Source organism: Kitasatospora sp. NPDC051170, assembly GCF_044455705.1.
Taxonomy (GTDB): Bacteria; Actinomycetota; Actinomycetes; order Streptomycetales; family Streptomycetaceae; genus Kitasatospora.
In genome coordinates this window covers 287,000-311,280 of record NZ_JBITFA010000009.1, presented here as the reverse complement: position 1 = coordinate 311,280, position 24,281 = coordinate 287,000, and the positions used below count along the sequence as shown (strand labels likewise).

General features: G+C 74.2%; 26 protein-coding genes and 3 pseudogenes. 13 read left to right on the top strand and 16 right to left on the bottom strand.

What is annotated here, in order from left to right; translation table 11 throughout:
* Positions 1-461: 461 nt before the first annotated feature.
* Positions 462-737, top strand: a pseudogene (locus ACIBCA_RS20940) (transposase); the annotation flags it as partial.
* 1 nt (position 738) lies between these two features.
* Here the strand turns inward: ACIBCA_RS20940 and ACIBCA_RS20935 are convergent.
* A complete protein-coding gene (locus ACIBCA_RS20935; protein WP_396284431.1) occupies positions 739-864 on the bottom strand; it encodes a hypothetical protein in 126 nt (41 codons plus the stop codon).
* Entirely contained in the window at positions 864-1,727 is an 864-nt protein-coding gene (locus tag ACIBCA_RS20930; protein WP_396284430.1) for an alpha/beta fold hydrolase, read from the bottom strand. The genes ACIBCA_RS20935 and ACIBCA_RS20930 overlap by 1 nt, the downstream gene beginning before the upstream one ends.
* Positions 1,728-1,813: 86 nt before the next feature.
* Here ACIBCA_RS20930 and ACIBCA_RS20925 point away from each other — a divergent pair, with 86 nt between their 5' ends.
* Positions 1,814-2,359, top strand: coding sequence for a helix-turn-helix domain-containing protein (locus tag ACIBCA_RS20925; RefSeq protein ID WP_396284429.1), 546 nt, complete (start codon positions 1,814-1,816; stop codon positions 2,357-2,359).
* A 284-nt stretch (positions 2,360-2,643) separates the two neighbouring features.
* On the opposite strand, the gene ACIBCA_RS20920 is transcribed toward ACIBCA_RS20925, so the two are convergent.
* The 5 genes and pseudogenes from ACIBCA_RS20920 to ACIBCA_RS20900 all read right to left on the bottom strand — a co-directional run.
* Positions 2,644-2,895 carry a hypothetical protein gene (locus tag ACIBCA_RS20920; RefSeq protein WP_396284428.1) on the bottom strand — a complete coding sequence of 84 codons (252 nt, stop codon included), beginning with the start codon at positions 2,893-2,895 and terminating at the stop codon, positions 2,644-2,646.
* 107 nt (positions 2,896-3,002) lie between these two features.
* Positions 3,003-3,482: an ATP-binding protein gene (locus tag ACIBCA_RS20915; RefSeq protein WP_396284427.1), complete on the bottom strand. Its 480-nt coding sequence runs from the start codon at positions 3,480-3,482 to the stop codon at positions 3,003-3,005.
* A 124-nt stretch (positions 3,483-3,606) separates the two neighbouring features.
* Positions 3,607-4,002: an STAS domain-containing protein gene (locus ACIBCA_RS20910; protein ID WP_396284426.1), complete on the bottom strand. Its 396-nt coding sequence runs from the start codon at positions 4,000-4,002 to the stop codon at positions 3,607-3,609.
* Positions 4,003-4,084: 82 nt separating this feature from the next.
* Positions 4,085-4,957: a SigB/SigF/SigG family RNA polymerase sigma factor gene (locus ACIBCA_RS20905; protein WP_396284425.1), complete on the bottom strand. Its 873-nt coding sequence runs from the start codon at positions 4,955-4,957 to the stop codon at positions 4,085-4,087.
* A 167-nt stretch (positions 4,958-5,124) separates the two neighbouring features.
* Positions 5,125-5,443, bottom strand: a pseudogene (locus tag ACIBCA_RS20900) (hypothetical protein); the annotation flags it as partial.
* A 160-nt stretch (positions 5,444-5,603) separates the two neighbouring features.
* On the opposite strand from ACIBCA_RS20900, the gene ACIBCA_RS20895 reads away from it, so the two are divergent.
* Positions 5,604-6,602 carry a VTT domain-containing protein gene (locus ACIBCA_RS20895; RefSeq protein WP_396284424.1) on the top strand — a complete coding sequence of 333 codons (999 nt, stop codon included), beginning with the start codon at positions 5,604-5,606 and terminating at the stop codon, positions 6,600-6,602.
* Positions 6,603-6,772: 170 nt separating this feature from the next.
* Positions 6,773-7,180: an SsgA family sporulation/cell division regulator gene (locus ACIBCA_RS20890; RefSeq protein ID WP_396284423.1), complete on the top strand. Its 408-nt coding sequence runs from the start codon at positions 6,773-6,775 to the stop codon at positions 7,178-7,180.
* A 194-nt stretch (positions 7,181-7,374) separates the two neighbouring features.
* On the opposite strand, the gene ACIBCA_RS20885 is transcribed toward ACIBCA_RS20890, so the two are convergent.
* From ACIBCA_RS20885 to ACIBCA_RS20875, 3 genes are all read right to left on the bottom strand, one after another.
* Positions 7,375-8,877, bottom strand: coding sequence for a bifunctional phosphatase PAP2/diacylglycerol kinase family protein (locus tag ACIBCA_RS20885; protein ID WP_396284422.1), 1,503 nt, complete (start codon positions 8,875-8,877; stop codon positions 7,375-7,377).
* Between the two features lie 100 nt (positions 8,878-8,977).
* Entirely contained in the window at positions 8,978-9,148 is a 171-nt protein-coding gene (locus ACIBCA_RS20880) for a hydrophobic protein (RefSeq protein ID WP_396284421.1), read from the bottom strand.
* Between the two features lie 36 nt (positions 9,149-9,184).
* Entirely contained in the window at positions 9,185-9,595 is a 411-nt protein-coding gene (locus ACIBCA_RS20875; protein ID WP_396284420.1) for a hypothetical protein, read from the bottom strand.
* A gap of 226 nt (positions 9,596-9,821) precedes the next feature.
* Between ACIBCA_RS20875 and ACIBCA_RS20870 the strand changes: the two genes are divergently transcribed.
* From ACIBCA_RS20870 to ACIBCA_RS20860, 3 genes are all read left to right on the top strand, one after another.
* Positions 9,822-10,412 (top strand): dihydrofolate reductase family protein, encoded by a 591-nt coding sequence (locus tag ACIBCA_RS20870; RefSeq protein ID WP_396284419.1) that lies wholly within the window; start codon positions 9,822-9,824, stop codon positions 10,410-10,412.
* 546 nt (positions 10,413-10,958) lie between these two features.
* Positions 10,959-11,282, top strand: a complete 324-nt coding sequence (locus ACIBCA_RS20865; protein WP_396284418.1) for a beta/gamma crystallin domain-containing protein — start codon at positions 10,959-10,961, stop codon at positions 11,280-11,282.
* 417 nt (positions 11,283-11,699) lie between these two features.
* On the top strand, positions 11,700-11,939 hold the full coding sequence (locus tag ACIBCA_RS20860) for a DUF5302 domain-containing protein (protein WP_396284417.1): 240 nt from the start codon (positions 11,700-11,702) through the stop codon (positions 11,937-11,939).
* A gap of 254 nt (positions 11,940-12,193) precedes the next feature.
* Here the strand turns inward: ACIBCA_RS20860 and ACIBCA_RS20855 are convergent, their stop codons facing one another.
* The gene (locus ACIBCA_RS20855) at positions 12,194-12,955 is read right to left on the bottom strand and encodes a response regulator (protein WP_396284416.1); all 762 of its coding nucleotides are present in this window, start codon (positions 12,953-12,955) and stop codon (positions 12,194-12,196) included.
* Positions 12,952-14,118, bottom strand: a complete 1,167-nt coding sequence (locus ACIBCA_RS20850; protein ID WP_396284415.1) for a sensor histidine kinase — start codon at positions 14,116-14,118, stop codon at positions 12,952-12,954. Before ACIBCA_RS20850 ends, ACIBCA_RS20855 begins: the two co-directional genes overlap by 4 nt.
* A 168-nt stretch (positions 14,119-14,286) precedes the next feature.
* Between ACIBCA_RS20850 and ACIBCA_RS20845 the strand changes: the two genes are divergently transcribed.
* The 4 genes and pseudogenes from ACIBCA_RS20845 (at position 14,287) to ACIBCA_RS20830 (ending at position 18,263) form a co-directional block, all read left to right on the top strand.
* Positions 14,287-15,480 carry an alpha/beta hydrolase family protein gene (locus ACIBCA_RS20845; RefSeq protein ID WP_396284414.1) on the top strand — a complete coding sequence of 398 codons (1,194 nt, stop codon included), beginning with the start codon at positions 14,287-14,289 and terminating at the stop codon, positions 15,478-15,480.
* Positions 15,481-16,043: 563 nt separating this feature from the next.
* Positions 16,044-17,318 (top strand): M23 family metallopeptidase, encoded by a 1,275-nt coding sequence (locus ACIBCA_RS20840; protein WP_396284413.1) that lies wholly within the window; start codon positions 16,044-16,046, stop codon positions 17,316-17,318.
* A pseudogene (locus ACIBCA_RS20835) lies at positions 17,315-17,532 on the top strand (ferritin-like domain-containing protein); the annotation flags it as partial. The gene ACIBCA_RS20840 and the pseudogene ACIBCA_RS20835, both read left to right, overlap by 4 nt.
* Before the next feature lie 257 nt (positions 17,533-17,789).
* A complete protein-coding gene (locus ACIBCA_RS20830; RefSeq protein WP_396284412.1) occupies positions 17,790-18,263 on the top strand; it encodes a PH domain-containing protein in 474 nt (157 codons plus the stop codon).
* Between the two features lie 78 nt (positions 18,264-18,341).
* Here ACIBCA_RS20830 and ACIBCA_RS20825 read toward each other — a convergent pair whose 3' ends face one another.
* On the bottom strand, positions 18,342-20,453 hold the full coding sequence (locus ACIBCA_RS20825) for a phosphocholine-specific phospholipase C (RefSeq protein ID WP_396284411.1): 2,112 nt from the start codon (positions 20,451-20,453) through the stop codon (positions 18,342-18,344).
* Positions 20,454-20,716: 263 nt separating this feature from the next.
* On the opposite strand from ACIBCA_RS20825, the gene ACIBCA_RS20820 reads away from it, so the two are divergent.
* Complete coding sequence (locus tag ACIBCA_RS20820; RefSeq protein WP_396284410.1) at positions 20,717-21,175, top strand: DoxX family protein; 459 nt, start codon at positions 20,717-20,719, stop codon at positions 21,173-21,175.
* Positions 21,176-21,203: 28 nt separating this feature from the next.
* Here the strand turns inward: ACIBCA_RS20820 and ACIBCA_RS20815 are convergent, their stop codons facing one another.
* Positions 21,204-21,647, bottom strand: a complete 444-nt coding sequence (locus ACIBCA_RS20815; protein WP_396284409.1) for a hypothetical protein — start codon at positions 21,645-21,647, stop codon at positions 21,204-21,206.
* Positions 21,648-21,814: 167 nt separating this feature from the next.
* Between ACIBCA_RS20815 and ACIBCA_RS20810 the strand changes: the two genes are divergently transcribed.
* The gene (locus ACIBCA_RS20810; RefSeq protein ID WP_396284408.1) at positions 21,815-22,195 is read left to right on the top strand and encodes a hypothetical protein; all 381 of its coding nucleotides are present in this window, start codon (positions 21,815-21,817) and stop codon (positions 22,193-22,195) included.
* Here the strand turns inward: ACIBCA_RS20810 and ACIBCA_RS20805 are convergent.
* On the bottom strand, positions 22,190-22,852 hold the full coding sequence (locus ACIBCA_RS20805; protein ID WP_396284407.1) for a response regulator: 663 nt from the start codon (positions 22,850-22,852) through the stop codon (positions 22,190-22,192). The genes ACIBCA_RS20810 and ACIBCA_RS20805 overlap by 6 nt on opposite strands.
* Positions 22,849-24,129, bottom strand: a complete 1,281-nt coding sequence (locus ACIBCA_RS20800; RefSeq protein ID WP_396284406.1) for a sensor histidine kinase — start codon at positions 24,127-24,129, stop codon at positions 22,849-22,851. Before ACIBCA_RS20800 ends, ACIBCA_RS20805 begins: the two co-directional genes overlap by 4 nt.
* Between the last annotated feature and the right edge of the window lie 152 nt (positions 24,130-24,281).

Sequence of the window (24,281 nt, the reverse complement as noted above, 5' to 3'; positions counted from 1 at the left end):
CGACCGCGCCACCGCACGCCCGGTGCGGCGCTACGAACGCGCCGCACCGGGCGAGCTGGTCCACGTCGACATGAGGAGGCGGTCGGCGGTGCCGGGTGGGTTCGGGGCCCGGTCAGGCGCAGTGTGCGGTCGTAGAGGGTGGTGCCGTCGCGATCGAGGACGGTGATGCGGGCGGCGGCCGGTGGGCGCGCCTTGCCGGGGCCGGCCTCGGAGTCGGTGGGGCGGTGGGTGTAGGTGGCGGCGAGGACGGCCAGGCGCTCGTCACCGTGGAGACGGGCGGCCTGCTCGCGGGCGGTGGTGACCTGGTCGGCGGACTGCTTCTGTGCCTGGCGCAGGTGGTGGATGTGGGCGCAGGTGCGGCAGAGCAGCCAGCCGTCGACCTTGACGCACGTGGTCTCGGGGTGGGCGCCGCACTGCTCGCAGGTGCGGGTGCCGGTGGTGCGGCGGGTGACGGCCGCGGCGAGTTGCGCGGCGACCTGCGACGACCGTGGGAGAGCCGGCCGAACCGAACAAGCTCACCCACCCGGGTCCGCCGCGGGTTCCGACACCTGCGCGCCCGAACCTCAACGCCGGCCGAAGTGCCGAAACCCTCCCGGCCGGGCCCCGGTCGCCCGCCCGGCTCGAAGAACCGCCGCCCCGCGACCCGCTACGACGTGGGCCTGCTCTTGGCCACCGACGGGTCCTACCGCAGACCGACCCACCACAAGGTCGGCACCGAATCACGGCGCACCGGATAGATCACAGGCTCAGCTCCCCGGTGGCGGGCCGGCCGTCGGCCGCCACCTCCCGCAGGACGGCGGCGGCGCGCTCGCGGTCGGCGTCGGAGACCCACAGGGCCGGAGTGCTCTCGTGAAGCCCGTGCATCAGCGGGCCTCCTCGCCCGTCTCGGACGCGTCGAGCAGTTCGCGTACGCGGGCGGCGACTATGGCCGGCTGCTCGGCCTGGACGAGGTGACCCGAGTCGGCCGGCTCGAACCGGCCGTCCGGCAGCGACTCGGCCCACCGGCGCTGGTGCTCGACGAGTCCGGCGTGGTGGCGCGCCCTTCCCGGCTGCGGGCGGGAGGCCGAGAGCAGGACGGTCGGGCAGGACGGCGGGGCGGGCGGCTCGGCGCGGAAGCGGGGAATCGCCTCCGCCACGGCCTTGACCTCCTTCCTCGTCTGCGCGATGCCCGCCGGGACGAGGTCCTCGGCCAGCATCGCCGCGTAGGTGTCCGCGGGGAACGCCCGGCGCACGCTCCCGCTGCCGAGGCGGGCCAGCGGGCGGAACCGGACGAGGGCCTGCATCACGGCCATGGTGCGGTCGACCTGGACGACCGTCCGGTCGAAGGTGTCGTAGACGGGCGCGGTCTCCGCCGTCGGATCCAGCAGCAACAGCCCGCGCAGCCTCGGCCCGAGCGCCGCCGCGGCCCGCCGCGCGACCAGGCCGCCCATGCTGTGCGCGACGAGCACGAAGCGGCCGGGGACGACCGCCCCGGTCAGCGCGACCAGGTCGGCGGCCAGGTCGTCGATGCTCGGCCGGCCCTGCGTCCGGCCGCTGCGACCGGCGCCGGCGCGGTCGTACGCCACGAGGCGCGCCCGGTCCGCGAGCAGCGGCAGCACCGGATCCCAGCAGGTGCGGCCCATGCCCGCGCCCGCCTCGAACACCACGTGGTCCGGGCCGGTGCCGGACTCCTCCACGTACACGGATCGGCCGTTCACCGGCACCGCCCGTCCCCTCGACTGGCGCATGTCCCCCTCCGATCGCCGTCGATCACCTACGGATCGCCATTATTTCCACTTCCGATAATAGTGCCGAATGTGGAATCGTAAAGCCCATGGACACCACCGACGTGCTTCTCCACCCAGTGCGGCTGCGCATCGTGCACGCGTTCGCCGGCGACCGGATCCTCACCACCGCCCAGCTGTGCGCGCGCATGCCCGAGGTGCCGAAGGTGACCATGTACCGGCACGTCGGCGTACTCGCCGAGGCCGGCTTCCTGGAGGTCGCCGACGAACAGCGCGTGCGCGGCACCGTCGAGCGGTACTACCGGCTGCGCCGGGACCGCCCCTCCGTCGGCACCGCCGACGCCGCCGCGATGACGCCCGACGACCACCGCCGGGGCTTCGCCGCCGCCATGGCCGTCCTGATCGCCGAGTTCAACGCCTACCTCGACCGCGAGGACTCCGACCCGGTGGCCGACGGGGTCTCCTACCGGCAGGGCACGCTGTGGCTGGACCCGGAGGAACTCGGGCGGATGACGGGCGACCTGCTCGCCGTGCTCGGCCCCTACCTGGCGAACGCACCGGCACCCGGGCGAAGGCCGTACCTGCTCAGCCCGATCCGCTTCCCCACCGACGCCGCCCCGGACGACCCGTCCTGATGTCGGCGGGGGAGCCCTGCCGGACCGGCGGGGGAGTTTCTTCCGGAGGGGTGGAGATGGCGGCTGGTACCCCGGGGGCCGGGGGATGAGGGTTTGCCGGCGAAGGATCGTTTCCAGTTCTGGCAGGACGCGCCGGGCAGGACCCGGGAGTGCGAGGCGACCAGCGCTCATGCGGACAGTTCCGAGGCGGAGTCGCGGTGGTCGGAGCCGGTGGCGATGTTCCGGACGTCGTTCCGGTCGGAGCGCTTCGTGCACGACGAGCGGATGGTGTGGCGTTCGGACCGTCAGGAGCCGTACCACCTGAACCTGCTGACCTCCGGCACCCAAGCACTGAGGCGCGGGAAGGACCAGCGAGAGAAGTCCGGCCCCGGGGAGCTGTGGATGGTGGACAAGACGACCCCGTACGACGTGCGGGTCTTCGGCACCGGGCCGCCCGCGACGGTGTCGGGCCGGACGGCCTGGTCGAGGGAGGCGCCGACGTCCGGGGAGCAGAGGCGGCCGTCGTGGATCAGGACCGCACACGCCCGCACGGGCACGCGGGAGGAGTCGTGCCCGGCCCGCTCCCGCCCGCTCCCGCCCGGCCCTGAACGCCGGCACCGGCGCCGGGTGCTCTGGCGGGCCGGCGTGGCGGGGGTTCGTCGGGTCACGGGGCGCGTAGGCGGGCGGCGTCGAACTCGGTCCAGATCGTCTTGCCCAGGGTGTGCGGCTCGGCGCCCCAGCGGTCGGCGAGGCGCTGCACGATGAACAGGCCGTGGCCGCCGGGCAGGGCGGGGTGGTGCGGCCGGCGCGGGGCGGGCAGTTGGGCGCTGCGGTCGCTGACCTCGACCCGCAGCCGGGCGGGGGTGAGGTCCAGGACCAGCTCCAGCGGCCCGTCGCCGTGCAGGACGGCGTTGCCGACGAGCTCGGCGACCACCAGGACGACGTCCTCGGCGGCGGCGCCGTCGGTCTGCGGCCCGCGTAGCCGGGGGCACCAGTCGTCGAGTGCCTGGAGGGTGTGGGCCCGGGCCCGGGCGACGGGCTGGGGCAGCCCCGCGAGGGGCAGCCGTCTGCGCTGGCCGCCGGCGGGCAGGGCGGGTTCGGCCCGGTGCGGGTCGCTGTCCAGGGCTCCCCTGCTCATCGTCATGTGAGGGCAGCCTTTCGGATCGACGACGCTTTCGCAGCCCGGTTTCCCGGCGCCTGCGGGATTATGCCTGTCCGGGGGCCGCGGCGGTGCCCGAGGGGGCGCGGCGCCGCGGCCACCGGGCCGTTCAGTGCGGCAGGGCCTCTTCGACCGAGTCGTGGATGGTGAACACCGTTCGCGCGCCGGTCAGTTCGAGGACCCTTATTACGGTCGGCGCCACCGCCGCGAGGCTCAGGTCCAGCCCTTCGCGCTGCGCCGCCAGGCGTGTGCGGAGCAGGAGGTTCAGGCCCGAGGAGTCGCAGAGGGCGACGTCGCGCAGGTCGAGGACCACCGCGGCCGGGCGCCGGGCGACCAGCGCGGCGAGCGTCCGGGGGGCCTGGTCCAGGGTCTCGATGTCGAGGTCGCCCGCGAGGGAGCACACCACCGCGCCGCTTCGTGTCTTGCGGCTGCGTACCACCAGGCCCGGCGTGGGTGCGGCGCCCGCCAGGGCGGTGTGGCCCGGGTCGCTGTCGGATGGTCTCATCGTCGTCCCCTCCGTCGTCCGTGCGCTGTGACTGTGCGCGGCCCGGGGTTCGCCGGCCGGCCCCGTGGCCGTGTCGGGCGTCTCAGTCCTCTTCGATGCCTTCCCGCAGCCGCCGCAGTGTGCGGCTGAGCAGCCGGGAGACGTGCATCTGGGACACGCCCAGGCGCTCGCCGATCTGGGACTGCGTCATGTCCTCGCAAAAGCGCATCGAGAGGATGAGCCGCTCGCGCTCCGGCAGCGCGGCCACCAGCGGCTTGAGCGCCACCAGGTCCTCCACGCGGGCGAGTTCGGGGTCTTTGTGGCCCAGGTGGTCGACCGGGGCGCCGGGGCCGTCCTCGTCCTGCGCGCTGCCGATGTCCAGTGAGCCCGCCGTGTGCCCGTTGGCGGCGGCCAGTCCCTCGAGCACCTCCTCGACGGGCAGCGAGAGGCGCTCGGCGAGTTCGCCGGGCGTGGGTGCGCGGTCCAGTCGCTGGAACAGCTCGTCCTGGGTCCTGGCCAGCAGGATGCGCAGTTCCTGGAGGCGGCGGGGCACGTGGACGGCCCAGGTGGTGTCGCGGAAGTGGCGCCGGATCTCACCGAGGATGGTGGGCATGGCGAAGGTGGTGAACTCCGCGCCGAGGTCCGGGTCGAAGCGGTCGATGGCCTTGATCAGGCCGAGTGCGCCGACCTGGAGCAGGTCCTCCTGCGGCTCGCGGTGGGAGGTGAAGCGGCGGATGGCGAACCTCACCAGGGAGAGGTTCATCTCCACCAGGGTGGTGCGGACGTACGAGTACTCCCTGGTCCCCTCCTCCAGGGCCGCCAGGCGCCGCAGCAGGACCTTGGTGAGCTCACGCGCGTCGGCGGGGGCGATCTCCTTGGGATCCGTTCCTTCGGGCAGCTCCGTGAGCGGCGGCTGCCGAATGCTCGTGCCGGGAGCCGCTGGGCGGACGAGCAGATGGCCGGTGGGCTTGGGCATGCGAGTCCTTTCTCGAGACGGCGCGACGGGGGCCCTGGTACCCGGGCCGCGCCGATCGATGCACCCGCCCGCCGTGGAGGTTCCGTGAACGTCCGATCCGGTGCCGGCCCGCGGGGCCGGGTCCTCTTGCCCTGGTCGGAGAGGCTTTCGGTGCCGCGCGAGCGCGGTCATTGCGCCGAGCGGCGGGACTCCCTGAACTCGCGGGAGACCTCCCACGCGTCCCCGGCCGGGCCGACGTGGCCCAGCTTGTCGGGGTTGAGGTCGGGGTTGAGTACGAAGCGGATCGTCTGGATCCGCCCGTCCGGCACGTCGAGCGCCAGAGTCTGCAGCACCTTGCCGTCCCGGTCCCGGCGGGCTGAGTCTCTCCAGCAGCAGGAGCGCTGCCGTCGACACGGAGTCGGCCGGCTCCGCCGAGCGCTCCGGGTCCTCGTAGGGGTCGGCGAGCAGCGGCTCCGGAAACCACGGCCCGACGTACGCTCCTGCCCGCCGACCAGGGCGCCGGTGTGGAGCCGTACAGCGGCGGGCCGCGGCAGCCGGCGGCGCGCTGACGGCCCCTGCCGCCCGCCCGCGCGGGACGCGGGCCCCGGCCCCGGGGGCCGGCGTTACATTGGGCGGGAAGGGGCGCCGATCCCCGGCGAGGTGGCCGATGCACTCGATCACCGACTGGCTGGACGGACTGTCCGGCCCGGTCGTGTACGCGGTCGTCGGCGCCATGGTCCTGACCGAGGACGCCCTGTTCTTCAGCTTCTTCATCCCCGGCGAGACGGCCGCCGTCCTCGGCGGCTTCCTCGCCGACCAGGGCAGGGTCTCGGTCGGCTGGATGGTCCTGGTCGTGGTCTGCGCCGCCGTCCTCGGGGACTCCGCCGGCTACGAGATCGGCCGCCACCTCGGCCCGGCGCTCCTGCGCACCCCTCCGCTGCGGCGCCACCGCGCGCAGGTGGACAGGGCCCGCGAGCTGATCCGCCGGCGCGGGCCGGCCGCCGTCTTCTTCGGCCGGTTCGTCGCCTTCTTCCGCCCCCTGGTGCCGTCCCTGGCGGGTGTCTCCCGCATACCGTACCGGCGTTTCCTGCTCTACAACGCCCTCGGCGGTGCGGCCTGGGGCGTCACCTTCACCCTTCTGGGCTACTTCGCCGGGGCCGTCTACACCAGGGTCGAGGGCACCGTCGGGCGGGTCACGGCGGTGGCGGTGGTTGTTCTGGTGGCCGCCGCGTTCCTCGTGCGGTACCTGCGCCGGCGCCGCTCGCGCCGCCGCGGGAGTCCGTCGGCGGCACGGACACCGGGCGGCCCCGGACGGCCGGCCGGTTCGACCCCGGCTTTCGGGGCACCCGCCCGGTGTCCGCGCCGCCGACGCTTCGGAAGGGAGCACACCATGACCACGCGCGACGACGACGACACCGGAACCAGCGGAACCGGGGGTGACGGATCGGCCCTGGAGCGGTCCGCCGAGGAACGCTCGATCACCGCACCCACCCCGGCGGACGTCCGCAGGAAGGCGCAGGGAGGGGCCGGGGAGCGGGAGCGCTCCGCCGAGGAACGCTCGATCACCGCACCCACGCCAGCCGACGTCCGCAGGAAGGGCGGCGCGACGGACGGCGACGACGACGAGGAGCCCGAGCCGCCCGCGGCGGACACCGTGGCGCCCTGAGCCCCGCCGGGCGGGGCCCGGGGCGGGCCGGGCGCGGGCGGGCCGAACGCGGAACGCGGAAGGTGCGGTGTCGGGGCGATGGATCGGCGCAGCGCGGGTAGCCGCACGCTGTCGCAGCCCGCTGTCGCAGCCCGCTTCAGTGATGTCCGTACTCGGAATTGGAGACTCGTATGACCGTCGCCACCTGCCGCTCCACCTCCGTGACCCTGCCCGAGGGCCCGTTCCCCGCCGTTTGCGTCGAGGCGCAGCTGCGCTTCGACGCCTCGCTGCCGTACGCGGTCTGTCTGGCGTTCCCGTCACTCGACGGGCCGGACGAGGGGGAGATCCGGTGGTTCTTCGGGCGGGACCTGCTGAACGAGGGCCGTCACGCGCCGGCCGGGTGCGGGGACGTGACGGTCTCCCCCGGTCCGCGGGGGCGGGTGCTGGTGACCCTGCGTGGCGGGGAGGAGCGGGCGGTCATCAGCGTCCCGTCGGACGCGGTGACGGCGTTCCTCCTGGACTCCTTCGATCTGGTGCCGGCCGGCCGTGAAGGGGAGTACCTCGATGTCGACGCCGTGGTGGAGAGGATCCTCTCGTGAGCCGTCGGGGGGTGGCGGCGGGGTGCGGCGCTCGGCGGCTGCGGGCCGGCGTGTGCCCGCTCCCCCGGGTGTTGACCGTAGGACCGTGCCGTCCGTGCCGTCCGTGCCGTCGATGGAAGGGGATGTCTCGTGATGCCGTCCGCGCGCGCCGGCGCCCGCCACGGCGCTGAGGGCCGGGGCGGGCCGGCGGGTGTTCAGGGGATGGCGGGGTGTTCGGGCCGGTAGACGGTCAGCGCGGCGGTGGCCTTGGACAGGCGCAGGCGGTCGGGGGCGGGGACGGCTTCGCCGTCGACGGCGAGGTGGCGGACCTCGTGGAGGTCGGTGAGGTCGAGGGCGGACAGGCGTGCCTCGCGGTAGACGCGGGAGGTGGCGAGGGTGCCGGTGAGGAAGGCGAGCAGGAGGCGGGTGCGGGCGAAGGGGTGGCTGCCGTCGACGGCGCGGATGTCGAGCCGGCCGCCGTCCAGGCTGGTGCGGTGGGTGGGGGCGAAGCCGGGCGGGTCGTAGGTGCCGTTGCCGGCGAAGAGCATCCACAGGGTCCGGGGGACGCCGGAGACGGTCACTCGTACGGGTTCGGCGCGGGCCAGGACGCGGACGAGGGCGACGGCGAGGGCGGGCCACTTGCCCAGGCGGTCCTCCAGGTGTTCGCGGGTCCGGACGAGGTCGGGGTAGATCCCGATGCTGAAGGTGTTGAGGAACATCCGCCGCTGCCCGTGGTCGCCGGTGGCCAGGGCGATGTCGACGGCGCGGGCGGTGCCGGCCCTGACGGCGTCGGCGGTGGAGCGCAGGCTGTGGGTGCCCAGGTCGACGGCGAAGTGGTTCAGTGTGCCGCCGGGGAAGACCGCCAGGGGCAGGTGTTCCCGGGCGGCGACGGAGGCGGCCAGGTTGACGCTGCCGTCTCCGCCGCAGATTCCCAGGGCCCCGCCGGACTGCGCGGCGAGGGCCGCGGCCCGCTCCAGCAGGGCGGCCAGGTCGTCGCCGTCCGCGCACATGAGGAGGTCGGCGTCGGGCAGTTCCCGGCGCAGTTCCTCCTCGACCGAGCACCGGCGGCTGTCGGGGGTGGTGAGGGGGGTGGAGCCGGAGGCGCCGTTGACCACGATGTGCAGGCCGGCGCCGGTGGGCAGCGCGGGCGCCGGGACGGCGGGGGCGGAGGTGTCGGCCGGGCGGTCGCTGCGGCGGGGCCACCAGCGCAGGGTGAGCGCGGCCGTCCCCGCGCCGAGGGCGGCTCCGGCCAGGACGTCGCCGGGGTAGTGGACGCCGACGTAGACGCGTGAGGCCATCACCGCGGCGGCCACGGGAGCGGCGATGGCGCCCAGCAGCGGTGACTCGATGGCCAGGGCGGTGGCGAAGGCCGCGGCGGAGGCGGAGTGCCCGGAGGGGAAGGAACTGGTGACGGGCTGTTTGAGCAGGCGCCGTACGACGGGCACGGGGTCGAGGGCGGGGCGGGGCCGGCGGGTGAGGCCCTTGGCGGCGATGTTGGCGAGGGCGGAGGCGAGCAGGAGGGAGCCGCTCGCACGCAGGGCGGCCCGCCGGGCGGTGCGGTTGCGGGTGGCGCCCAGCAGTGCCGCGCCGCCCATCCACAGCTTCCCGTGGTCGGCGGCGCGGGTGAGGCGGGAGAGCCACGGGTCGGTGCCGCGCAGGCGGCGGGAGGCCACTTTGACGAACAGCCGGGCGTCGAGGTCGTTCAGGGCTTTCCTCATACGGGGCGGTCCTCCTTCTCGTGCGGGGACGGGACGGCCGGGGCTGTCCCGGCCGTCCCGTCGCAGATGGGTGCGTTCCGTCCCGGGGGCGGTGCCGTCCTCACCACCGGTACCAGCGGCGCCGGCCGCCGGCACCGTCGACGGTGCGCACGAGGAAGCCGAGGAGCCACACCACCAGGACGAACAGCGCCACCCACCACAGGATCTTGACGGCGAAGCCGAGACCGAAGAGTACGACGGCGAGGAGCAGGACGAGCAGAAGAGCGGCCACGGGTTGGTCATCTCCTTCGTGTGTCTACTTGGACGCTCATGCTGATGACCCGTTCGGCGCAATGCATGCCTGCGGACCGTCGTACGGATCAGCGGCGCCGGGCAAGGCGGCCGCCGGCGCCGGGCATGCTGGAAGAGCTGGTGCGAGGCGGGCGGCGGTGCGCCGGCGTGCGTCGGCGTGGACGCGGGAGAGGTTGGTCAGGTCCGCCCAGGCCGGCTTGAGGCGCCTGCCCCATTCGTCGAGCGGCCTGCCGTCCTCGAGGAGCAGGCCGCCGAGGATCTCGACCTTCCACGGGGTGAGGTGGCCGGCGAGGGCGAGGTGGACCTCGGCGCCGCCGGCCCACTCGCCGGTGGTGGGGACGGTGCGTGACCACAGGTCCCGGCCGGTCTGGGAGGGGGAGCCCATCAGCACGGCGTCGTCCCGGTGGCGGCGCAGGGCCTTCGTCATGTCACGCTCGGACCCAGCCGGATCGGTGGCATCACCCGCGCCGTGCCCGTCATCAACGGGTATGAGGGGTGGCTTGTTTGATGAGATGTCAGTCGTGCGGACTATCGTCTCGACGTCGGCGCGGATCGGCGGGCCTGACGGTTCCAGGCGGCACTCGTCGGGTGCGACCGGGGGACGGCCTCCGAGTGATCCGCAGTCCTGACCTTGACGAGGGGACGGAAGAATCATGAGCCGCCTGACTGTGGCGATGCAGATCTCCATCGACGGCTACGTCGACAGCAGGCTGCCGGACGCCGACTGGCAGGTGTGGAACTGGGGCCCCGACTGGCCGTGGAGCGCGGACCTCCGCGCGGCCTTCAACGGCCTGCTCGCCGGCGCCTCGGGCCTCCTGCTGAGCCGGCCCATGGCGGACGAGGGTTACCTGGGGCACTGGGGCCGGATGGCGGAGCAACATCCCGGCGATCCCGACTGGGAGTTCAGCCGGGCCATCGGCGCGCTCCCCAAGTTCGTTCCGAGCCGGTCGGGCAGGCCCGAACTCGACTGGCCACGGACGACGGTGCTCAACGGCGAACTGACCGGCGCTGTGGAACAGGCGAAGAAGCTGGCCGACGGGGACCTGGTCTGCTTCGGTGGCGCCGGCCTGGCCTCCTCCCTGCTGCGGGAGGACCTGGCCGACGAGCTCCGGCTGTTCACCAACCCCGGTTTCGCGGGCGAGGGCAACAGCGTCTTCGGGCCCTGGCTCGCCACGCGGAACTACCGGGCCGCCCACTCGACCGCCCACACCTGCGGCATCGTCGAGACCCGCTGGGTCAGGTAGACGCACCCGGGCGCACCGCGTTCACGCAGGGACCGACCGCTCCCCCGGCCGGCGGCGGACCTCGGCCACCCGCAGGGCCGACGGCACGGAGGCGACCGGTCAGGTGTGGCCGGGGCGGCGCGGCCTCGCGCCGCCGGGACGACCGGCCCGCTCCGGTGCCCCGGTGGCCGAGCCGGCCTCCGCGCAGTCCCTTTTCCGGCCACGTGCCCCCGAGCGCTGGTCCGGCGCGTTCGGCGGCCCCACGGTCTCCCCTGTCAGAACGGCCGGCGGGTTCTCTTCGGCCGACGTTCCGGTCCCCCGGCCACCCGGCCCCGGAACCTCTCGGGCCACACCAGAACAAAGCACCCCACGCCTTGCGGAAATCCCATATGGAAATGGCCTGGAACACGTTGAACCAAGGCGTGTTCGATTGACCCGCATAAAAACGGCCCGGATACTGATCGGGCACGACGCAACGGAAATTCGTTGCGCAGTGGAATTCAGTTCGTAATTTCATCCGACTGGGGAGGATCCATGTTCTCGAACGCGAGGAAGACCGTGGGTTCGATGGCTTTGGCCTTCGCCGCGGCGGCCACGCTCACCGTGGCCGTGCCGTCCGGCAGCGCCTTCGCCATCGACCACATCCCGTGCGACGGAAGCCGCAACGACTTCCTCAAGATCTGGTCGCACCTCGACGGCCGTGACAGCGTCGACTGCTACGCGAACGGCGGGTCGATCGGCTTCGGCGGGTGGTGGGTCGACCGGATCTCCACGGGAAACAACGACCTGGTCTACTCCGACGACAACGGCGACTCGGTGAGGGTCAACCGCTGGACCGACATCTCGTACCCGAACCACCCGCCGAAGGTCAACTCCATCCGGATCCTCTGAAGAGCCGGCGGAGCGGGCCCCGCACGGAATTCTTCCGGCCGCATCGCCACACGTCCCGCCACCTGGATCGCCGTCGAATCTTCCCGTGACGTGAATTCGCTCCAGCCCGGCTCATCGGTGCCGGCCACGCCCCCCGGCATGGCCGGCACCGGCCCGTGGCGCCGCAGCCTGCCGGACCCGGTGCCGGCCACCTCCGGAGAGATACCCGGCCCTCCGGGCCGTCGAGCGCCTGCGGACTCCGGGCACCGTTCGTCGAAGCTCGCCGGCAGGGGATCGCCGTCTCGCGCCCGCCCCGGGTGGTGGCGGCCGGGGTCGGTGGCCGAAGGCTCCCGGGGTGCTCTGGTGGGCCGGGCCGGTTCTGGGACGTGACATGGTGTCCCGTGAAGGCATCGGCCCCATCCCACCAGGAGATCCTGTATGAGCAGCGACGTAGCGTCACCCGAGAACCCCGAGAGGCCGGAGGCCGAACCGGCCGTCGAGGCTCCCGCGGCCGCCGCCCAGGACGACGTCAAGGCCCGGTTCCTCGCCGCACTGGAGCGCAAGCACGGCGCCAAGGGCGCAGGCGCGGCCGGCGGCCCGAACGGCGATTCGAAGATCCACGGCGCGCACGCCGCCGCAGGGGGCAAGCGCAACTTCCGCCGCAAGAGCGGCGGCTGACCGCACCGGTGCGCACCGAAGCGGCCGGGCTGCGGCGGGGCGAGCAGGCGCGGGGCGGCGGTGCGGACGGGTTCCTGTTCCGCCGCTGCCCGCTGCCCGGTGGCTGCGGGGCCGGGGGCGGTGGTGGTGGTGACGCTGCCGCCCCCCACGCGCCCCCGGCGGCGGGCGGCCGCAGGCAGACGGCCGGGGCGCCGGCCCGTGCGGCGGGTCCGGCGGGTCGTGGTCGTCGCAGTGGCGGAGGCCGTGCGCGGGGTCTACGCGCCGGCGGGCGGGTCCTCTGCGGGGCCGCCGTCACGGCCCGTGGGGTGTAGGCCGGCGGGGTGTCGGCCGGTGGGCGGGGAGTTGCCGCCGGGGGTGACGGTGCCGGTTTCGTAGGCGATGACGACCATCTGGGCGCGGTCGTGGGCGTGGAGTTTGGCGAGCAGGCGGCGGACGTGTGTCTTGACGGTCGCGGTGCTCAGGCCCAGGTGGTCGGCGATGGCGGGGTTGGGCAGTCCGCGGGCGACCAGGTGGAGGACTTCGCGTTCGCGCGGGGTCACGTTCGCCAGTTCGCGGGCGGCTTGCGGGTGCGGCGGTTCGTGGCGGGCGGCGAACTCGTGGATCAGGCGGCGGGTGACCGCGGGGGCGAGCAGGGCGTCGCCGGAGGCGACCACGCGTAGGGCCGTCAGGAGGTCGGCGGGGAGGATGTCCTTGAGGAGGAATCCGCTGGCTCCGGCGCGCAGCGCCGCGTAGACGTACTCGTCCAGGTCGAAGGTGGTGAGGACCAGGACGCGGGTGCCGTCGGCGTCGGGGTGTGCGCAGATGCGGCGGGTGGCCTCCAGGCCGTCCGTGCCGGGCATGCGGATGTCCATGAGGACGATGTCGGGGCGCAGCCGCAGGGCGAGTTCGACGGCCTGTTCGCCGCCGGCGGCCTCGCCTGCGACGGTGAGGTCCGGGGCGCTGTCGATGAGGAGGCGGAAGCCCGCGCGCAGCAGTGCCTGGTCGTCGGCGATGAGGACGCTGATGGGGCGGTTCACGGTGCTGTCTCCGGTGGGCAGGGCAGGCGTGCGTGCACGCGGAATCCGCCCGTGGTCAGGGGGCCGGCGGTGAGGGTTCCGCCGCACATGGCCGCCCGTTCGCGCATGCCGATGAGTCCGTGTCCGCCGCCGGGGCGCCGGGGTGGGAGGTGGGGCGGGGGGTGGGACGGGAGTCCGGGTGGGAGTCGGGGCGGGGGGTCGTTGACGACCTCGATCTCGACGGCCCCGGGGTCCGTCCGGGTCAGGTTGACCCGGCAGTCGGCCGATGCCGCGTGTCTGACGACGTTGGTGAGGGCTTCCTGGACGATCCGGTAGACCGCCAGTTCCACGCCCGGGGGCAGTGGCGGGTCCGGGTCGACGACGGACAGGTGTACGCGCGGGCCGGCGGTGTCCGCGAGCGCGGGCAGGTCCGCCAGGCCGGGGGCGGCTTCCAGCTCGGCTCCGTCACCGGGGGAGCGCAGGACGCCGAGCATGCGGCGCATCTCGGTGAGTGCCGTGCGGCTCGCCGTCCCGACCAGGGCGAGGGTGCGTTCGGCCTCCTGCGGGTCGGTGGGGGCCACCGCGCGGGCCACCTCGGCCCGTACCGCGATGACGGTCAGATGGTGGGCGACCACGTCGTGGAGTTCGCGGGCGATGCGCAGGCGCTCGTCGGTGACGGCCTGCCGGGCGGCGAGCCGGGCGTACGAGCGCTGCTCTCGCAGCGCGGTGCCCACCAGCCAGGGCAGGGTCATCATCAGCGACGCGAAGACGACGCCCCCCGCGACCTCGGAGGCCGGGGCCGGTCGCGGTGCGAGGGCCGTGGCCGCCGCGACGGCGCCCAGCGAGCAGCCGAGCGCCGTGGCGGAGCGGCGCCGCGCCTCCCGCGCCGCCACCGTGTACAGGGCGGCCGCGACGGGGAGCCAGGACTCCTCCCATCCGGTGAGCACCGTGGCGAGGACCGCTGCGGCCAGGACCGTGCAGAGGACTCCGACGGGCCGTCTGCGCCGCAGCGCGACCGGCAGCCAGACCGCCGCCGCCACGGCTCCCGCGCCCCAGCCGCCGCTGAGCGCCTGGCTCGCGCCGAACGCCAGGGCGAGGAGCACGGCCGCGGCCGTGTCCACGCCGTGCCACTGTCCGTCCCGCAGACGCCCGGCCACCAGCGGCCGTGACTGCCCGTCACCCATGCGGGCCACGCTATCCGAGCGGGGGCCCGGGGCCCGTCAGTCCGCAGGACGTCATCTCGCGGGCTGAGTCATCCGCGCGGCCGATGCCCGTCCTACCCTCCTGGGCTGACACCGCGTTCCTTCCCGGGGGCGAAGCCGCCGGGCCCGCCGGGCGGAACAGTGGAGCGCATGAACCGGAGAGCACTGATGTCCTCGGGCGCCGCACTGGCCGCCGCCACGATCCTGGGTCCGCTCGCGCCGGCGGCCCTCGCGCGAGCGGGGCGGGGGGAACCGGTGCGGTTCCGGCTGCCCGCCCCGAACGGACCGTACCCGCTGGGTACGGTCGCGCTGCACCTGGCCGACACCGCGCGGCCGGACCCCTGGGTGCCCTCCCGCCCCTGCCGTGAGCTGATGATCAGCATCTGGTACCCCGCCCGCGGCGGGGCGGGCCGCCCCGCCGCCCCCTGGATGCCCCCGGCGGCGGCCGAGCGGTACCTGGGCCGCCTCGGCCTGCCTCCGGGCCGGGTACGGCTGGGGGACACCCACGGCCGCGAGGGCGCTCCCGTCGGCGGCCCGCCGGGCCCCCTGCCCCTCGTGCTCTACTCCCCCGGGTCCGACGCGTCACGCTCGTTCGGCACCGGCGTCGTGGAGGACCTCGCCGGTCACGGCTTCGTGGTGGTCACCGTCGACCACACCTACGACGCGGCGGTGGTCGCCTTCCCCGGCGGACGCGTCGAGACGGGTCCGCCGAACGGGGTCGGCGACTACGCCAAGGCCCTCGCGGTCCGCAGCGCCGACATCCGCTTCGTCCTGGACCGGCTCGCCGTCCTCGGCTCGGGAGGCCACCCCGGCGTCTGCCGCACCCCGCTGCCCGCGGGCCTGCGCGGGGCGCTCGACCTGCGGCGCGTCGGGATGCTCGGCCACTCCCTGGGCGGCGCCGCCACCGCCGCGACGATGCTCGCCGACGGGCGGATCACGGCGGGAATGAGCCTGGACGGGGGCGCGGCGGGCCCGGTGGTGGACGCCGGGCTCGACCGTCCGTTCCTGGTCGTGGACACCCCGGGCAAGGGCGGCATGGAGAACAACCCCGCCCTGCGCGCGTTCTGGTCGCACCTGCGCGGCTGGCGCCTGCACCTGACCGTACGGGGGGCGGCGCACCAGTCGTTCGGCGACGACGTGCTGATCCTGCCGCTGCTCGCCCCGCTCCTGGGCATGTCGGCGCCCAAGCTGGAGGAGGAGGTCGGGACGATTCCCGGGCACCGGGCGCAGGCGTTCCAACGCGCCTACCCGCGGGCGTTCTTCGACCTCCACCTGCGCGGCGGCCGGGGGCGGCTGCTCGACGGTCCCTCCGCCGGCTTTCCCGAGGTGGGCTACGCGCGGTGAACGCATCGGCGGAGGGCGTCCAGGAGCGCGGCCTGGTGCCTGGGCGCAGGGGCGGGTCGTCGGCGGGTCGTCGGCGGGTCAGAGCCGGCGGGCGTCGGTGATCTGGGCGGGGTGGTGCCGAGCCACCAGGTCGGGTCGGCGGTGCCGTCGGTGGTCACGGCCGACCGTGACCGGCCTGCCGCCTGGGGACGCCGGCGTGCTCCTGCGGATTTGCGCCGCGAGTGCCACGTGTTCCCCTCCCGCCGTTCGGCCGGCACGGTTCGCCGGAACACCGGCCACGGGGTGAGGTGGGGGAACCCGGGCGGCGCGGCGTCCCCCACGGGGTCGGGTGCCGCGGGCCGTGCCGGGGAGACGAGCCCGTACCACCAGCTGGTCCAGCCGGCACGGAATTCTTCGAGGTCGCCGGATGCCCGCGGGATGCGGGGCGGGGGCGGTGGTCGATGGGGCTGGACGGGTGCAGTTCGGTGGCTGGGTGCCGGGGGCTGCGGGTGAAGTGGTGTGCCGGCGGGTTGCATGGGCTTGCGCCTCGGCGGGCGTGTGGATCCGACGGATGGAAGAGCACCATGGCTGATCGCGAGACTCGCAACCGTACCGGCCGCAGTCCCCTGCGCCGTGGGCCGGCCGCCGCCGTGTTCGCGGCCGGCGTGCTGCTGGCCTCGGCGGGGCCGGGGGCCGGGACCGGTGTGGCCGCGCCGGCGCCCGGTACGCAGTTCACGCCGCTGACGGCGGCGGTGATGACCGAACCGGCGCCGTTCGAGGCCACGGACGGCAGGACGCACGTGTCGTACGAGCTGCTCGTCACGAGCGCGCTGTCCGCGAGCACGCCGCTGCGGCTCGACCGGGTCGAGGTCCTGGACGGCCGTGGCCGCCGGGTCGTCGGCTCGCTGGGCGGGCAGGAGCTGGCCGAGGCCGCCAATGCGGTGGGCGACCCGCTGCCGGGCGCGGACGGTTCCACCCCGGCTCCCCCGGCGCCGACGCCGACCGTCATCCAGGGCTCCCAGCAGTGGGTCGTCTGGATCGACCTGGCCCTCGACCGCGGCCGGCCGGTGCCCGAGGTCCTCGAACACCACCTCTCGGGCGCCGTCCTGACCCCCTCCGGCCCGTCCGCGTTCGAGGAGACGGTGCAGGCCACCCCCACCGCCCGCAGCGCGCCGCTGGACCTGGGCGCGCCCGTGCTCCCGGGTGCCTGGTACGCCAGTGAGTCGTGCTGCGGCAACACCCACCACCGGCGCGGCCTCGCCCCGGTCAACGGCCGCTTCCTCGTGCCGCAGCGCCTGGCGATCGACTGGTACCGGGTCGGCGATCAGGGGCAGGCGTGGGAGGGCGACCCCGCGCGGCTCACCAGCTACCTGAGCTTCCGCCAGCCGGTCGTGGCCGCGGCCGGCGGCCGGGTGGTGGAGGTCCAGGACGGGGTCCCGGACAACCCGCCGCCGCTGTCGCCGCCCGTGCCGCCGATCGCGGACACCGTCGGCAACCACGTCACCCTGGAGGTCGCGCCGGGCCGCTACCTGCTCTACGGCCACCTCGAGGCCGGCACGCTCGGCGTGCGGGAGGGCGACTGCGTCGAGGCCGGGCAGGCGCTCGGGCTGATCGGCAACAGCGGCAACTCCACCACGCCGCACCTGCACTTCCAGGTGATGACCACGGCCGAGTTCTTCCCGACCGACAGCCCGCCGTTCACCTTCCGCAGCTTCCGGGTCCTCGGACACGTCGAACCCCGGATCTGGGACGACAACCTGGGCCGGCAGCCGACCGGTGTCCTGCCGGTCACACCCTCGCCGTTCGACGGACCCCACCGTGACCGGTACCCGCTCGACCGCGAGGTGCTGGAGTTCTGAGAGCAGGGACCGGTGTGGCGGGCGAGGTGATCCAGGGGTTCGGGACCGGCAAACAGTTCCCGGTCGCCCTGTCCTACGAGGCGCGGATGTACTCCTGCCAGCGCCTCAACAGGGTCCTCGCGGACACGCAGATCCTCTTCGCCTCTACAAGAAGCACCACTGGCTGATGCGCGGCGCGACGTTCTACCGGCTCCACCTCGTCCTGGACGAGCACCCGGCGAACGGCAGGCCTGGTTCCTGGCCGAACACCTCGTCGACACACCGCTGGTGCGCGTCTGAGGGACAGCCACGGCTGCGGCGCCGGCCCGGCACCGGAGCCGGGTATCTCGGCGACACGAGGCGCTCCTCCACGTGAAGGGAAGCGAGCGATGTCCGCGGCCTGTCGGTGAGCAACTCCCGTCCCTATACTGCGGGTTCGGCCGACGCTGGTCGTGGCGGCGGGGTGGTGGCGAGGATCAGGGGGTGGGCGGGATGGGTGACGATCGGCTGAGGGTTCCGCACGAGTACCGGGTGGCGACGACGCGGGTCGGGGGGCTCGCGCTCACGATCCTGCTGCTGTCCTTCGGGGCGCTGCTGCCGATCTGGAACGACAAGGAGTTCGCGCCGTCCACCAAGGCGATCGGCTCGGTGCTGGTGATCGGTTTCTGCCTGCTGGTGGTCGTCGGGGTCGCCCGGGCCGGCACGCTGGTCACCCCCGAGGGGGTCACCGTGCGCGGGATGGTGCGCCGGCGCCGGCTGGCCTGGGCCGAGATCGCGCGGTTCGGCAAGGCGCCCAACCCGAACGCGCACGCGGGCCGCGGTGCGCCGGCGTTCCTCACGTACGCGTTCCGGGCGGACGGCCGTAAGGTCCACCTGCCGTACGTCGACGACAAGCACGTGGTGGTGGACCGTGAGGTGGAGCGGCTGAACGCGCTGCTGGCCGAGCGGCGCGGCGAGGCCGGCTGAGCTGATCCGCGGGGCCCGTCCTGTCCCGCTCGGGCGGGACAGGACGGGGCGGGACAGGACGAGACGGGACGGGCCCGGTCAGCGGGGGCCGGGGTCGCTGGTGCCGGGGCGGCCGTTCTCGAGGTGGCCGGCCCAGCGGCGGCGGAAGAGGGGCGCGCCCGGGGCGGTGACGGAGATGTCGTACCAGCGGCTGCGGGGGTCGACGTCGAGGGTGAACTGGGCGGAGGCGTGGGGGCGCAGGGTGCGGGTCGTCGCGGGGCCCTTGGCGTAGGCGTCGGCGACGGTCACCGTGCGGGGCGCGGGCCCGTTGTTGCGGACGTGGACGTGGACGCCGGTGCCGCGGGGGTCGAAACGCGCGACCAGTTCGGTGCCGGCTTCGCCCTCGAACTCCTGGAGGGAGCCGTTGGGGCCGTGCACGGCGAGGTGGTAGCGGCCGGAGTCCGGCAGTGTCCAGTGGTCGGTGAGGGTGTCGCCGCCGGAGACCGCGTAGCGGCGCGGGGCGCTCGCGGGGGCGGTGCGGTCGTAGACGTAGAGCCAGGCGCCGGCCTCGCCGCGGTTCTCGAGGTCGAGGTGGAACCGGCGGGCGTCGTCGGTCTCCTCCTCGTTGACGACGAGGTCGTAGGGCAGGGCGCGGGCCGGGCGGGTGCCGGGTTCCTGGACGGGCATGCGCTGGGGCAGCGGCACCTGGTAGGGCCTGCCCCGGGAGGCGAGGGGGGCGGGCACCGGTATGGACAGGGGCCTGGGGTCGGTGCCGGAGAAGTCGAGGGCGGAGGTGAGGTCGCCGCACACCGAGCGGCGCCAGGCGCTGATGTTGGGCTCGTCGATGCCGAAGCGGGCTTCCAGGAAGCGCAGGACGGAGGTGTGGTCGAAGGTCTCGGAGCAGACCCAACCACCGCGCGACCAGGGGGAGATGACGAGCAGCGGGACGCGGGGGCCCAGGCCGATGGGCTGCAGGCCGCCGGGGTCGGCGCCGGGGACCAGGGGGCTCATCTCGCCGGGGTACTTGCCGAGGTCGAGGAGCTCGTCGCGCAGGCTGGTCCGGAGGTCGTCGGAGACCATGCCCTGGCCGCCGGGGGCGCTGACGACCGGGGGCATGGGCGGGACGACGTGGTCGAACAGGCCGTCGTTCTCGTCGTAGTTGATGAGGAAGACGGTGCGGCCCCACACCTCGGGGTCGGCGGTGAGGGCCTCGAGGACGAGGTTGATGTAGTAGGCGCCGTCGGTGGGGGTGGCGGAGGGGTGCTCGCTGTACTGGTACGGCGGCACGATCCAGGAGACCTGGGGCAGGCGGCCCTGTTCGACGTCGGCGCGGAACTCCTTGAGGGTGTGGTCGGTGGCGCCCTTGTCGACGAGGGGGCCGGTGGCGCCCTCGGCCTTCTGGTAGCGCTCGAAGAACATGAGGGAGTTGTCGGTGTAGTTGTCGGTGGGGGTGCCGGGCTCGCCCGAGCCGCCCTGGTAGAGCTTCCAGCTGACGCCGGCGGCCTCGAGGCGTTCGGGGTAGGTGGTCCAGGTGTAGCCGTCGGTGTCGTTGCGCTCCCACAGGCCGGGGCCGTTGGGCTTGCGGCCGTAGGCGTTGCGCGGGTCGCTGGTGCCGGTCCACAGGTAGATGCGGTTGGGGGCGGTGTCGGCGTGGACGGAGCAGAAGTAGGAGTCGCAGACGGTGAAGGCGTCGGCCAGGGCGAAGTGGTACCGGAGGTCCTGGCGCTTGAGGTGGCCCATCGTCATGACGTCCTGCTTCTGGTTCACCCACTGGTCGTGGCGCCCCTCGTTCCAGGCGAGGTGGCCGCTGCTCCAGCCGTGGTCGGTGCCGGCCTGGTGCTCGGTGGTGTTCCCGGGGTCGATGTACCAGGGCAGGACCTCCTGTTCGGAGGCCGGCAGGCCGCGGTCGTGGTAGCGGGCGGTGCGCACGGAGGCGGCGGGCTGGTGCCAGTTGGGCTTGCCGTCGGGCAGGAGGGTGGGGCGCGGGTCGTCGAAGCCGCGGACGCCGCGCAGGGTGCCGAAGTAGTGGTCGAAGGAACGGTTCTCCTGCATCAGGATGACGACGTGCTCGACGTCCTCGATCGAACGGTGGCGGCCGAGGGCGGGCAGGGCCAGGGCCCTGCCGACCGCGGGCGGGAACATGCCCAGGCCGGCCGCGGCGGCGGAGGCGCCGCCCAGCTGGAGGAATCGGCGCCGGTCGAAGGAGGTCACGTGAGGCCCTTTCCGTCGGGGGGACTGGTACGGAGCGGGCCTGACCTTAGGAGCCGTGGGCGGGATGTACACGGTGTTCCGGCGAATGCCGTGTGATCGTTCCGCCAATTTCCTGTTGTCCAGCCAACTTTGCGGCTGGGTGGGGCCGGGTGGCCGGGCGGGCCCGGGGCGGGAGAAATTTTCTTTCCGGCGGAGCGATGAGTTCTGGCGGCGGTGGCGGTCAAACCCGGGAAAGCAACGACGACCGCCCGGGGAGACCTGAAATGTCCGGCACCACCACCGCCACCACCGCCAGCACCGCCAGCACCGCCAGCACCGCCTCCACCACCACCGCCGCTGTGAAGCCGAGCCGGGCCCTCGTCCGGACGGTCTGGACGCTGCGGATCCTGCTCGCGCTCTTCTTCGCCCTGGCCAGCGCCCTGCCGAAGCTGCTCGCGATCCCCGCCGCCACGACCGTCTTCGACGGCATCGGCTGGGGCCACTGGTTCATGTACCTGACCGGGCTGGTGGAGCTCGCCGGGGCCATCGGCCTGCTGGCCGGACGGCTGGCCGGGCCGGCCGCGACGGCGCTGATCGTGTTCCTGGTGTTCGCGTTCGTCACCCAGCTCACCGTGATGCACGGGGAGAACGCCGGGACCCCGTTCCTCTTCATGGTGCCGCTGGCCGTCATCGCCTGGAACCGGCGCGCCGACACGGCCGGGCTGCTCGGCCTGCGGCGCTGACCGGGCGCCTGCGGGAGCGCCGGGCGGGTCAGCCGGTGGCTGCGGGCCGCTCGCCCGCCGCCACCGGCGTGGCGCCGAGCGGGCCGTGGCCGATGCAGGGGCTCGGCCGCGGCCCGGTGTCGTGTGCGGCGGTTTGGGTGAGGGCGTACTGGACGGGCACGCCGATGACCGCCACCGGCAGTACCGCGCACAGCAGGGCGTGTCCGAGGCTGAGCCGCAGTGTCCTGGAGCGTACGCCGGTGACGAGTTGCCGGCTGCCCCAGCACACCGCGACGACGGCCAGTGCCAGGCCCGCCCGGCTGAGCGGCAGGACGTATGCGGGGGCTCCGGGGCTGTCGAGGCAGCGGCTCACGAGCTCGTGGATGTCGGCGTCCGCGACGAGTGTCGGCGCCGTGCAGGCCCATCCGAGGCAGGCGAGCAGCAGGGGGACACGGGCCCGCAGCCACCGGGGGGAACGCTGTTCATCGTTCATGTGAGCGGCACCGGTTCGGATTCACTCCCCTGCCCGATCCTTTCGACGGCGGTCGGCGCGGGTTCGCGCGGGTTCGGCGAGCCATGGTAGCGACGGCGGTGGGGGTGCTGGGGGTCGGGTAGCGTGGCGCGTTCTGGTGTGGGTGGTGGAGAGGGTGGAGGAGCGGGATGGGTGTGCGGGTCGGGCAGCGGGTGGGGCTGGGTGTGGATCTGGGGATCGGGGAGGCGGTGGCCGAGGGGGTCGGGGTGGTGGGGGCCGTTTCGGTGGGGGCGGGGGTGAGGGGTGTGGTCGAGCGGGTGGACGGGGTGGTGCCGGAGGGTGCGGAGGTGCGTGAGTACCGGCGGTTGAAGGGGCTGTTGGAGGACTACGGGCACACGATGCCGGCGGGGAGCCGGGAGCGGCTGGAGGCCGAGGTGGCGGGCCTGGAGGCGGTGGGGGCGGCGTACCGGGAGCGGGTGACGGTGCGGGTGCGGCTGGACAACGGGCTGGTGCTGGAGGGGGTGGATGAGGGGGTGTTCGTCGTCGACGTCGGGAACGGTGCGTCATGAGGGGTGGATGAGGCGGCTTCTGTAGGTGAAGACGACGGCCTGGACGCGGTCGCGGAGTTCGAGTTTGTGGAGGATGCGGCCGAGGTGGGACTTCACGGTGGCCTCGGCGAGGTGGAGAGCGGCGGCGATCTCGGTGTTGGAGAGGCCGTGGCCGATGTGGAGGAGGACTTCGCGTTCGCGGGGGGTGAGGCGGGCCAGGCGGGTTTCGTGGTGGGGGTCGGGGGCGGCGGGGATGTGGGGGCGCAGGGTGTCGAGGAGGCGGCGGGTGATGCGGGGGGAGACGGCGGCGTCGCCGGCGGCGATGTCGCGGATGGCGGTGAGGAGTTCGTGGGGGCGGGTGTTCTTGAGGAGGAAGCCGCAGGCTCCGGCGTTGAGGGCGGCGAAGGCGTAGGCGTCCAGGTCGAAGGTGGTGAGGATCAGGACGCGGGTGCGGGGGCGGGCGGCGGTGAGCCGGCGGGTGGCCTCGATGCCGTCGGTGCCGGGCATGCGGACGTCCATGAGGACGACGTCGGGGCGTAGTTCGCGGGCGAGGGCGACGGCCTGGTCGCCGTCGGCGGCCTCGCCGACGGGTTCCATGTCGGGCTGGGCCTCGATGACGGTGGTGAAGGCCATGCGCAGGAGGGCTTCGTCGTCGGCGATGAGGACGCGGATGGTCATGCGGGGGCCGGTGCCCGGGTGGTGTCGAGGGTGAGGCGGGTGTGGACGTGCCAGCCGCCTTCCTCGCGGGGGCCGGTGTGGAGGGTGGCGCCGTAGGCGGCGCAGCGTTCGCGCATGCCGGGGATGCCGTGGCCGGCGGGGGCCCGTGGGGCCCGGTGGGGGTCGGGGTGGTGGGGGCCGTCGTCGGTGATGTCGAGGGTGACGGTGTGGGGGGTGCAGTGGATGCGGACGGTGGCGCGGGTGCCGGCGGGGGTGTGTTTGAGGGTGTTGGTGAGGGCTTCCTGGACGAGGCGGTAGACGGTGAGCTGGGCGGTGGCGGGGACGGGGGTGTGCTCGCCGCTGAGGTGGAGGGTGGTGGGCAGGCCGGTGGCGCGCATCCGGTCGGTGAGGGCGGGGAGTTGGGCGATGCCGGGGAGCGGGTGGCGTTCGGCGTCGGGTTCGCCGGGTTGGTCGGTGTGGTCGGTGTGGTCGGGTTCGCCGGGTTGGTCGGGTTGGTCGGGTTGGTCGGTGTGGAGGATGCCGAGGGTGCGGCGCATGTCGGTGAGGGCCTGGCGGCCGGTCTCGGCGACCTGGATGAGGGTGGTGGTGGTGCGGTCGGGCGGCGTGGGGCGGGTGTGGGCGGCGGCGTCGGTGAGGGCGACCATGACGGAGAGGTTGTGGGTGACGATGTCGTGGATCTCGCGGGCGATGCGGGTGCGTTCCTCGGCGGCGGCGAGGCGGGCCTGCTGGTGGTGTTCGCGTTCCAGGCGGATGGTGCGTTCCTCCAGGGCGGCGAGGTAGGCGCGGGTGGTGCGGGCGCCGGCGCCCAGGGCGGCGGTGGCGACGACGGTGGCGGTGGCGGCGGTGAAGGAGGCGAGGAAGGCGCCGTCGGTGGTCCAGCGCAGGCAGGCCAGGAGGGCGCCCGCCTCGAGGACGGCGGCGCCTGCCAAGGTGGTGCGGTGGCCGGTGCGGGCGGCGAGGGTGTGCAGGGCGATCAGCAGGGCGATGTCGGCGGGCAGTTGGACGCCGGCGAGCCACTGGAGCAGGGCCGCGGCGGCGACGGCGGCGAAGACCGTACGGGGGGCGTGGCGGCGGCGGACCAGGGGCAGGGTCAGGGCCGCGGTGAGGGCGGCGGCAGCCCAGGTCTCGTGCGCGGGGCGGGTGATGAGGGCGTGCGGGATCAGGAGGAGGGCGGGCAGGGCGTCCCGGGCGGCGGGCGGCAGGAGGGCGGCGGCCTTCGCCCAGCGGGGGTGGACGACCGGCGGGGTGGCCGCGTCGGGCGTCAACGCGTCGGGCATCGGGGGGGGTCCTGTCGCTTCGGGGGCGGAGGTCGCTTCGGGGTCGGACGTCGCTTCGGGGTCGGACGGTGTACGGGCGCGCTGTCACGGTAGGGGGCGCACGTGGTGGGGCGCATGGTCCCGCCGGGTGAGGGTGGGGCGCGGGGGTACGA

Excerpts from the sequence above, each read along its gene's own strand:
- ACIBCA_RS20870 (WP_396284419.1), top strand. The coding sequence starts at position 9,822 with ATGAGCCGCCTGACTGTGGCGATGCAGATCTCCATCGACGGCTACGTC.
- ACIBCA_RS20810 (WP_396284408.1), top strand. The coding sequence starts at position 21,815 with ATGGGTGTGCGGGTCGGGCAGCGGGTGGGGCTGGGTGTGGATCTGGGG.
- ACIBCA_RS20865 (WP_396284418.1), top strand. The coding sequence starts at position 10,959 with ATGGCTTTGGCCTTCGCCGCGGCGGCCACGCTCACCGTGGCCGTGCCG.
- ACIBCA_RS20930 (WP_396284430.1), bottom strand. The coding sequence starts at position 1,727 with ATGCGCCAGTCGAGGGGACGGGCGGTGCCGGTGAACGGCCGATCCGTG.
- ACIBCA_RS20800 (WP_396284406.1), bottom strand. The coding sequence starts at position 24,129 with ATGCCCGACGCGTTGACGCCCGACGCGGCCACCCCGCCGGTCGTCCAC.
- ACIBCA_RS20840 (WP_396284413.1), top strand. The coding sequence starts at position 16,044 with ATGGCTGATCGCGAGACTCGCAACCGTACCGGCCGCAGTCCCCTGCGC.
- ACIBCA_RS20845 (WP_396284414.1), top strand. The coding sequence starts at position 14,287 with ATGAACCGGAGAGCACTGATGTCCTCGGGCGCCGCACTGGCCGCCGCC.
- ACIBCA_RS20815 (WP_396284409.1), bottom strand. The coding sequence starts at position 21,647 with ATGAACGATGAACAGCGTTCCCCCCGGTGGCTGCGGGCCCGTGTCCCC.
- ACIBCA_RS20850 (WP_396284415.1), bottom strand. The coding sequence starts at position 14,118 with ATGGGTGACGGGCAGTCACGGCCGCTGGTGGCCGGGCGTCTGCGGGAC.
- ACIBCA_RS20885 (WP_396284422.1), bottom strand. The coding sequence starts at position 8,877 with ATGAGGAAAGCCCTGAACGACCTCGACGCCCGGCTGTTCGTCAAAGTG.
- ACIBCA_RS20935 (WP_396284431.1), bottom strand. The coding sequence starts at position 864 with ATGCACGGGCTTCACGAGAGCACTCCGGCCCTGTGGGTCTCCGACGCC.
- ACIBCA_RS20860 (WP_396284417.1), top strand. The coding sequence starts at position 11,700 with ATGAGCAGCGACGTAGCGTCACCCGAGAACCCCGAGAGGCCGGAGGCC.
- ACIBCA_RS20820 (WP_396284410.1), top strand. The coding sequence starts at position 20,717 with ATGTCCGGCACCACCACCGCCACCACCGCCAGCACCGCCAGCACCGCC.
- ACIBCA_RS20805 (WP_396284407.1), bottom strand. The coding sequence starts at position 22,852 with ATGACCATCCGCGTCCTCATCGCCGACGACGAAGCCCTCCTGCGCATG.
- ACIBCA_RS20925 (WP_396284429.1), top strand. The coding sequence starts at position 1,814 with ATGGACACCACCGACGTGCTTCTCCACCCAGTGCGGCTGCGCATCGTG.
- ACIBCA_RS20895 (WP_396284424.1), top strand. The coding sequence starts at position 5,604 with ATGCACTCGATCACCGACTGGCTGGACGGACTGTCCGGCCCGGTCGTG.
- ACIBCA_RS20890 (WP_396284423.1), top strand. The coding sequence starts at position 6,773 with ATGACCGTCGCCACCTGCCGCTCCACCTCCGTGACCCTGCCCGAGGGC.
- ACIBCA_RS20915 (WP_396284427.1), bottom strand. The coding sequence starts at position 3,482 with ATGACGATGAGCAGGGGAGCCCTGGACAGCGACCCGCACCGGGCCGAA.
- ACIBCA_RS20875 (WP_396284420.1), bottom strand. The coding sequence starts at position 9,595 with ATGACGAAGGCCCTGCGCCGCCACCGGGACGACGCCGTGCTGATGGGC.
- ACIBCA_RS20910 (WP_396284426.1), bottom strand. The coding sequence starts at position 4,002 with ATGAGACCATCCGACAGCGACCCGGGCCACACCGCCCTGGCGGGCGCC.
- ACIBCA_RS20905 (WP_396284425.1), bottom strand. The coding sequence starts at position 4,957 with ATGCCCAAGCCCACCGGCCATCTGCTCGTCCGCCCAGCGGCTCCCGGC.
- ACIBCA_RS20830 (WP_396284412.1), top strand. The coding sequence starts at position 17,790 with ATGGGTGACGATCGGCTGAGGGTTCCGCACGAGTACCGGGTGGCGACG.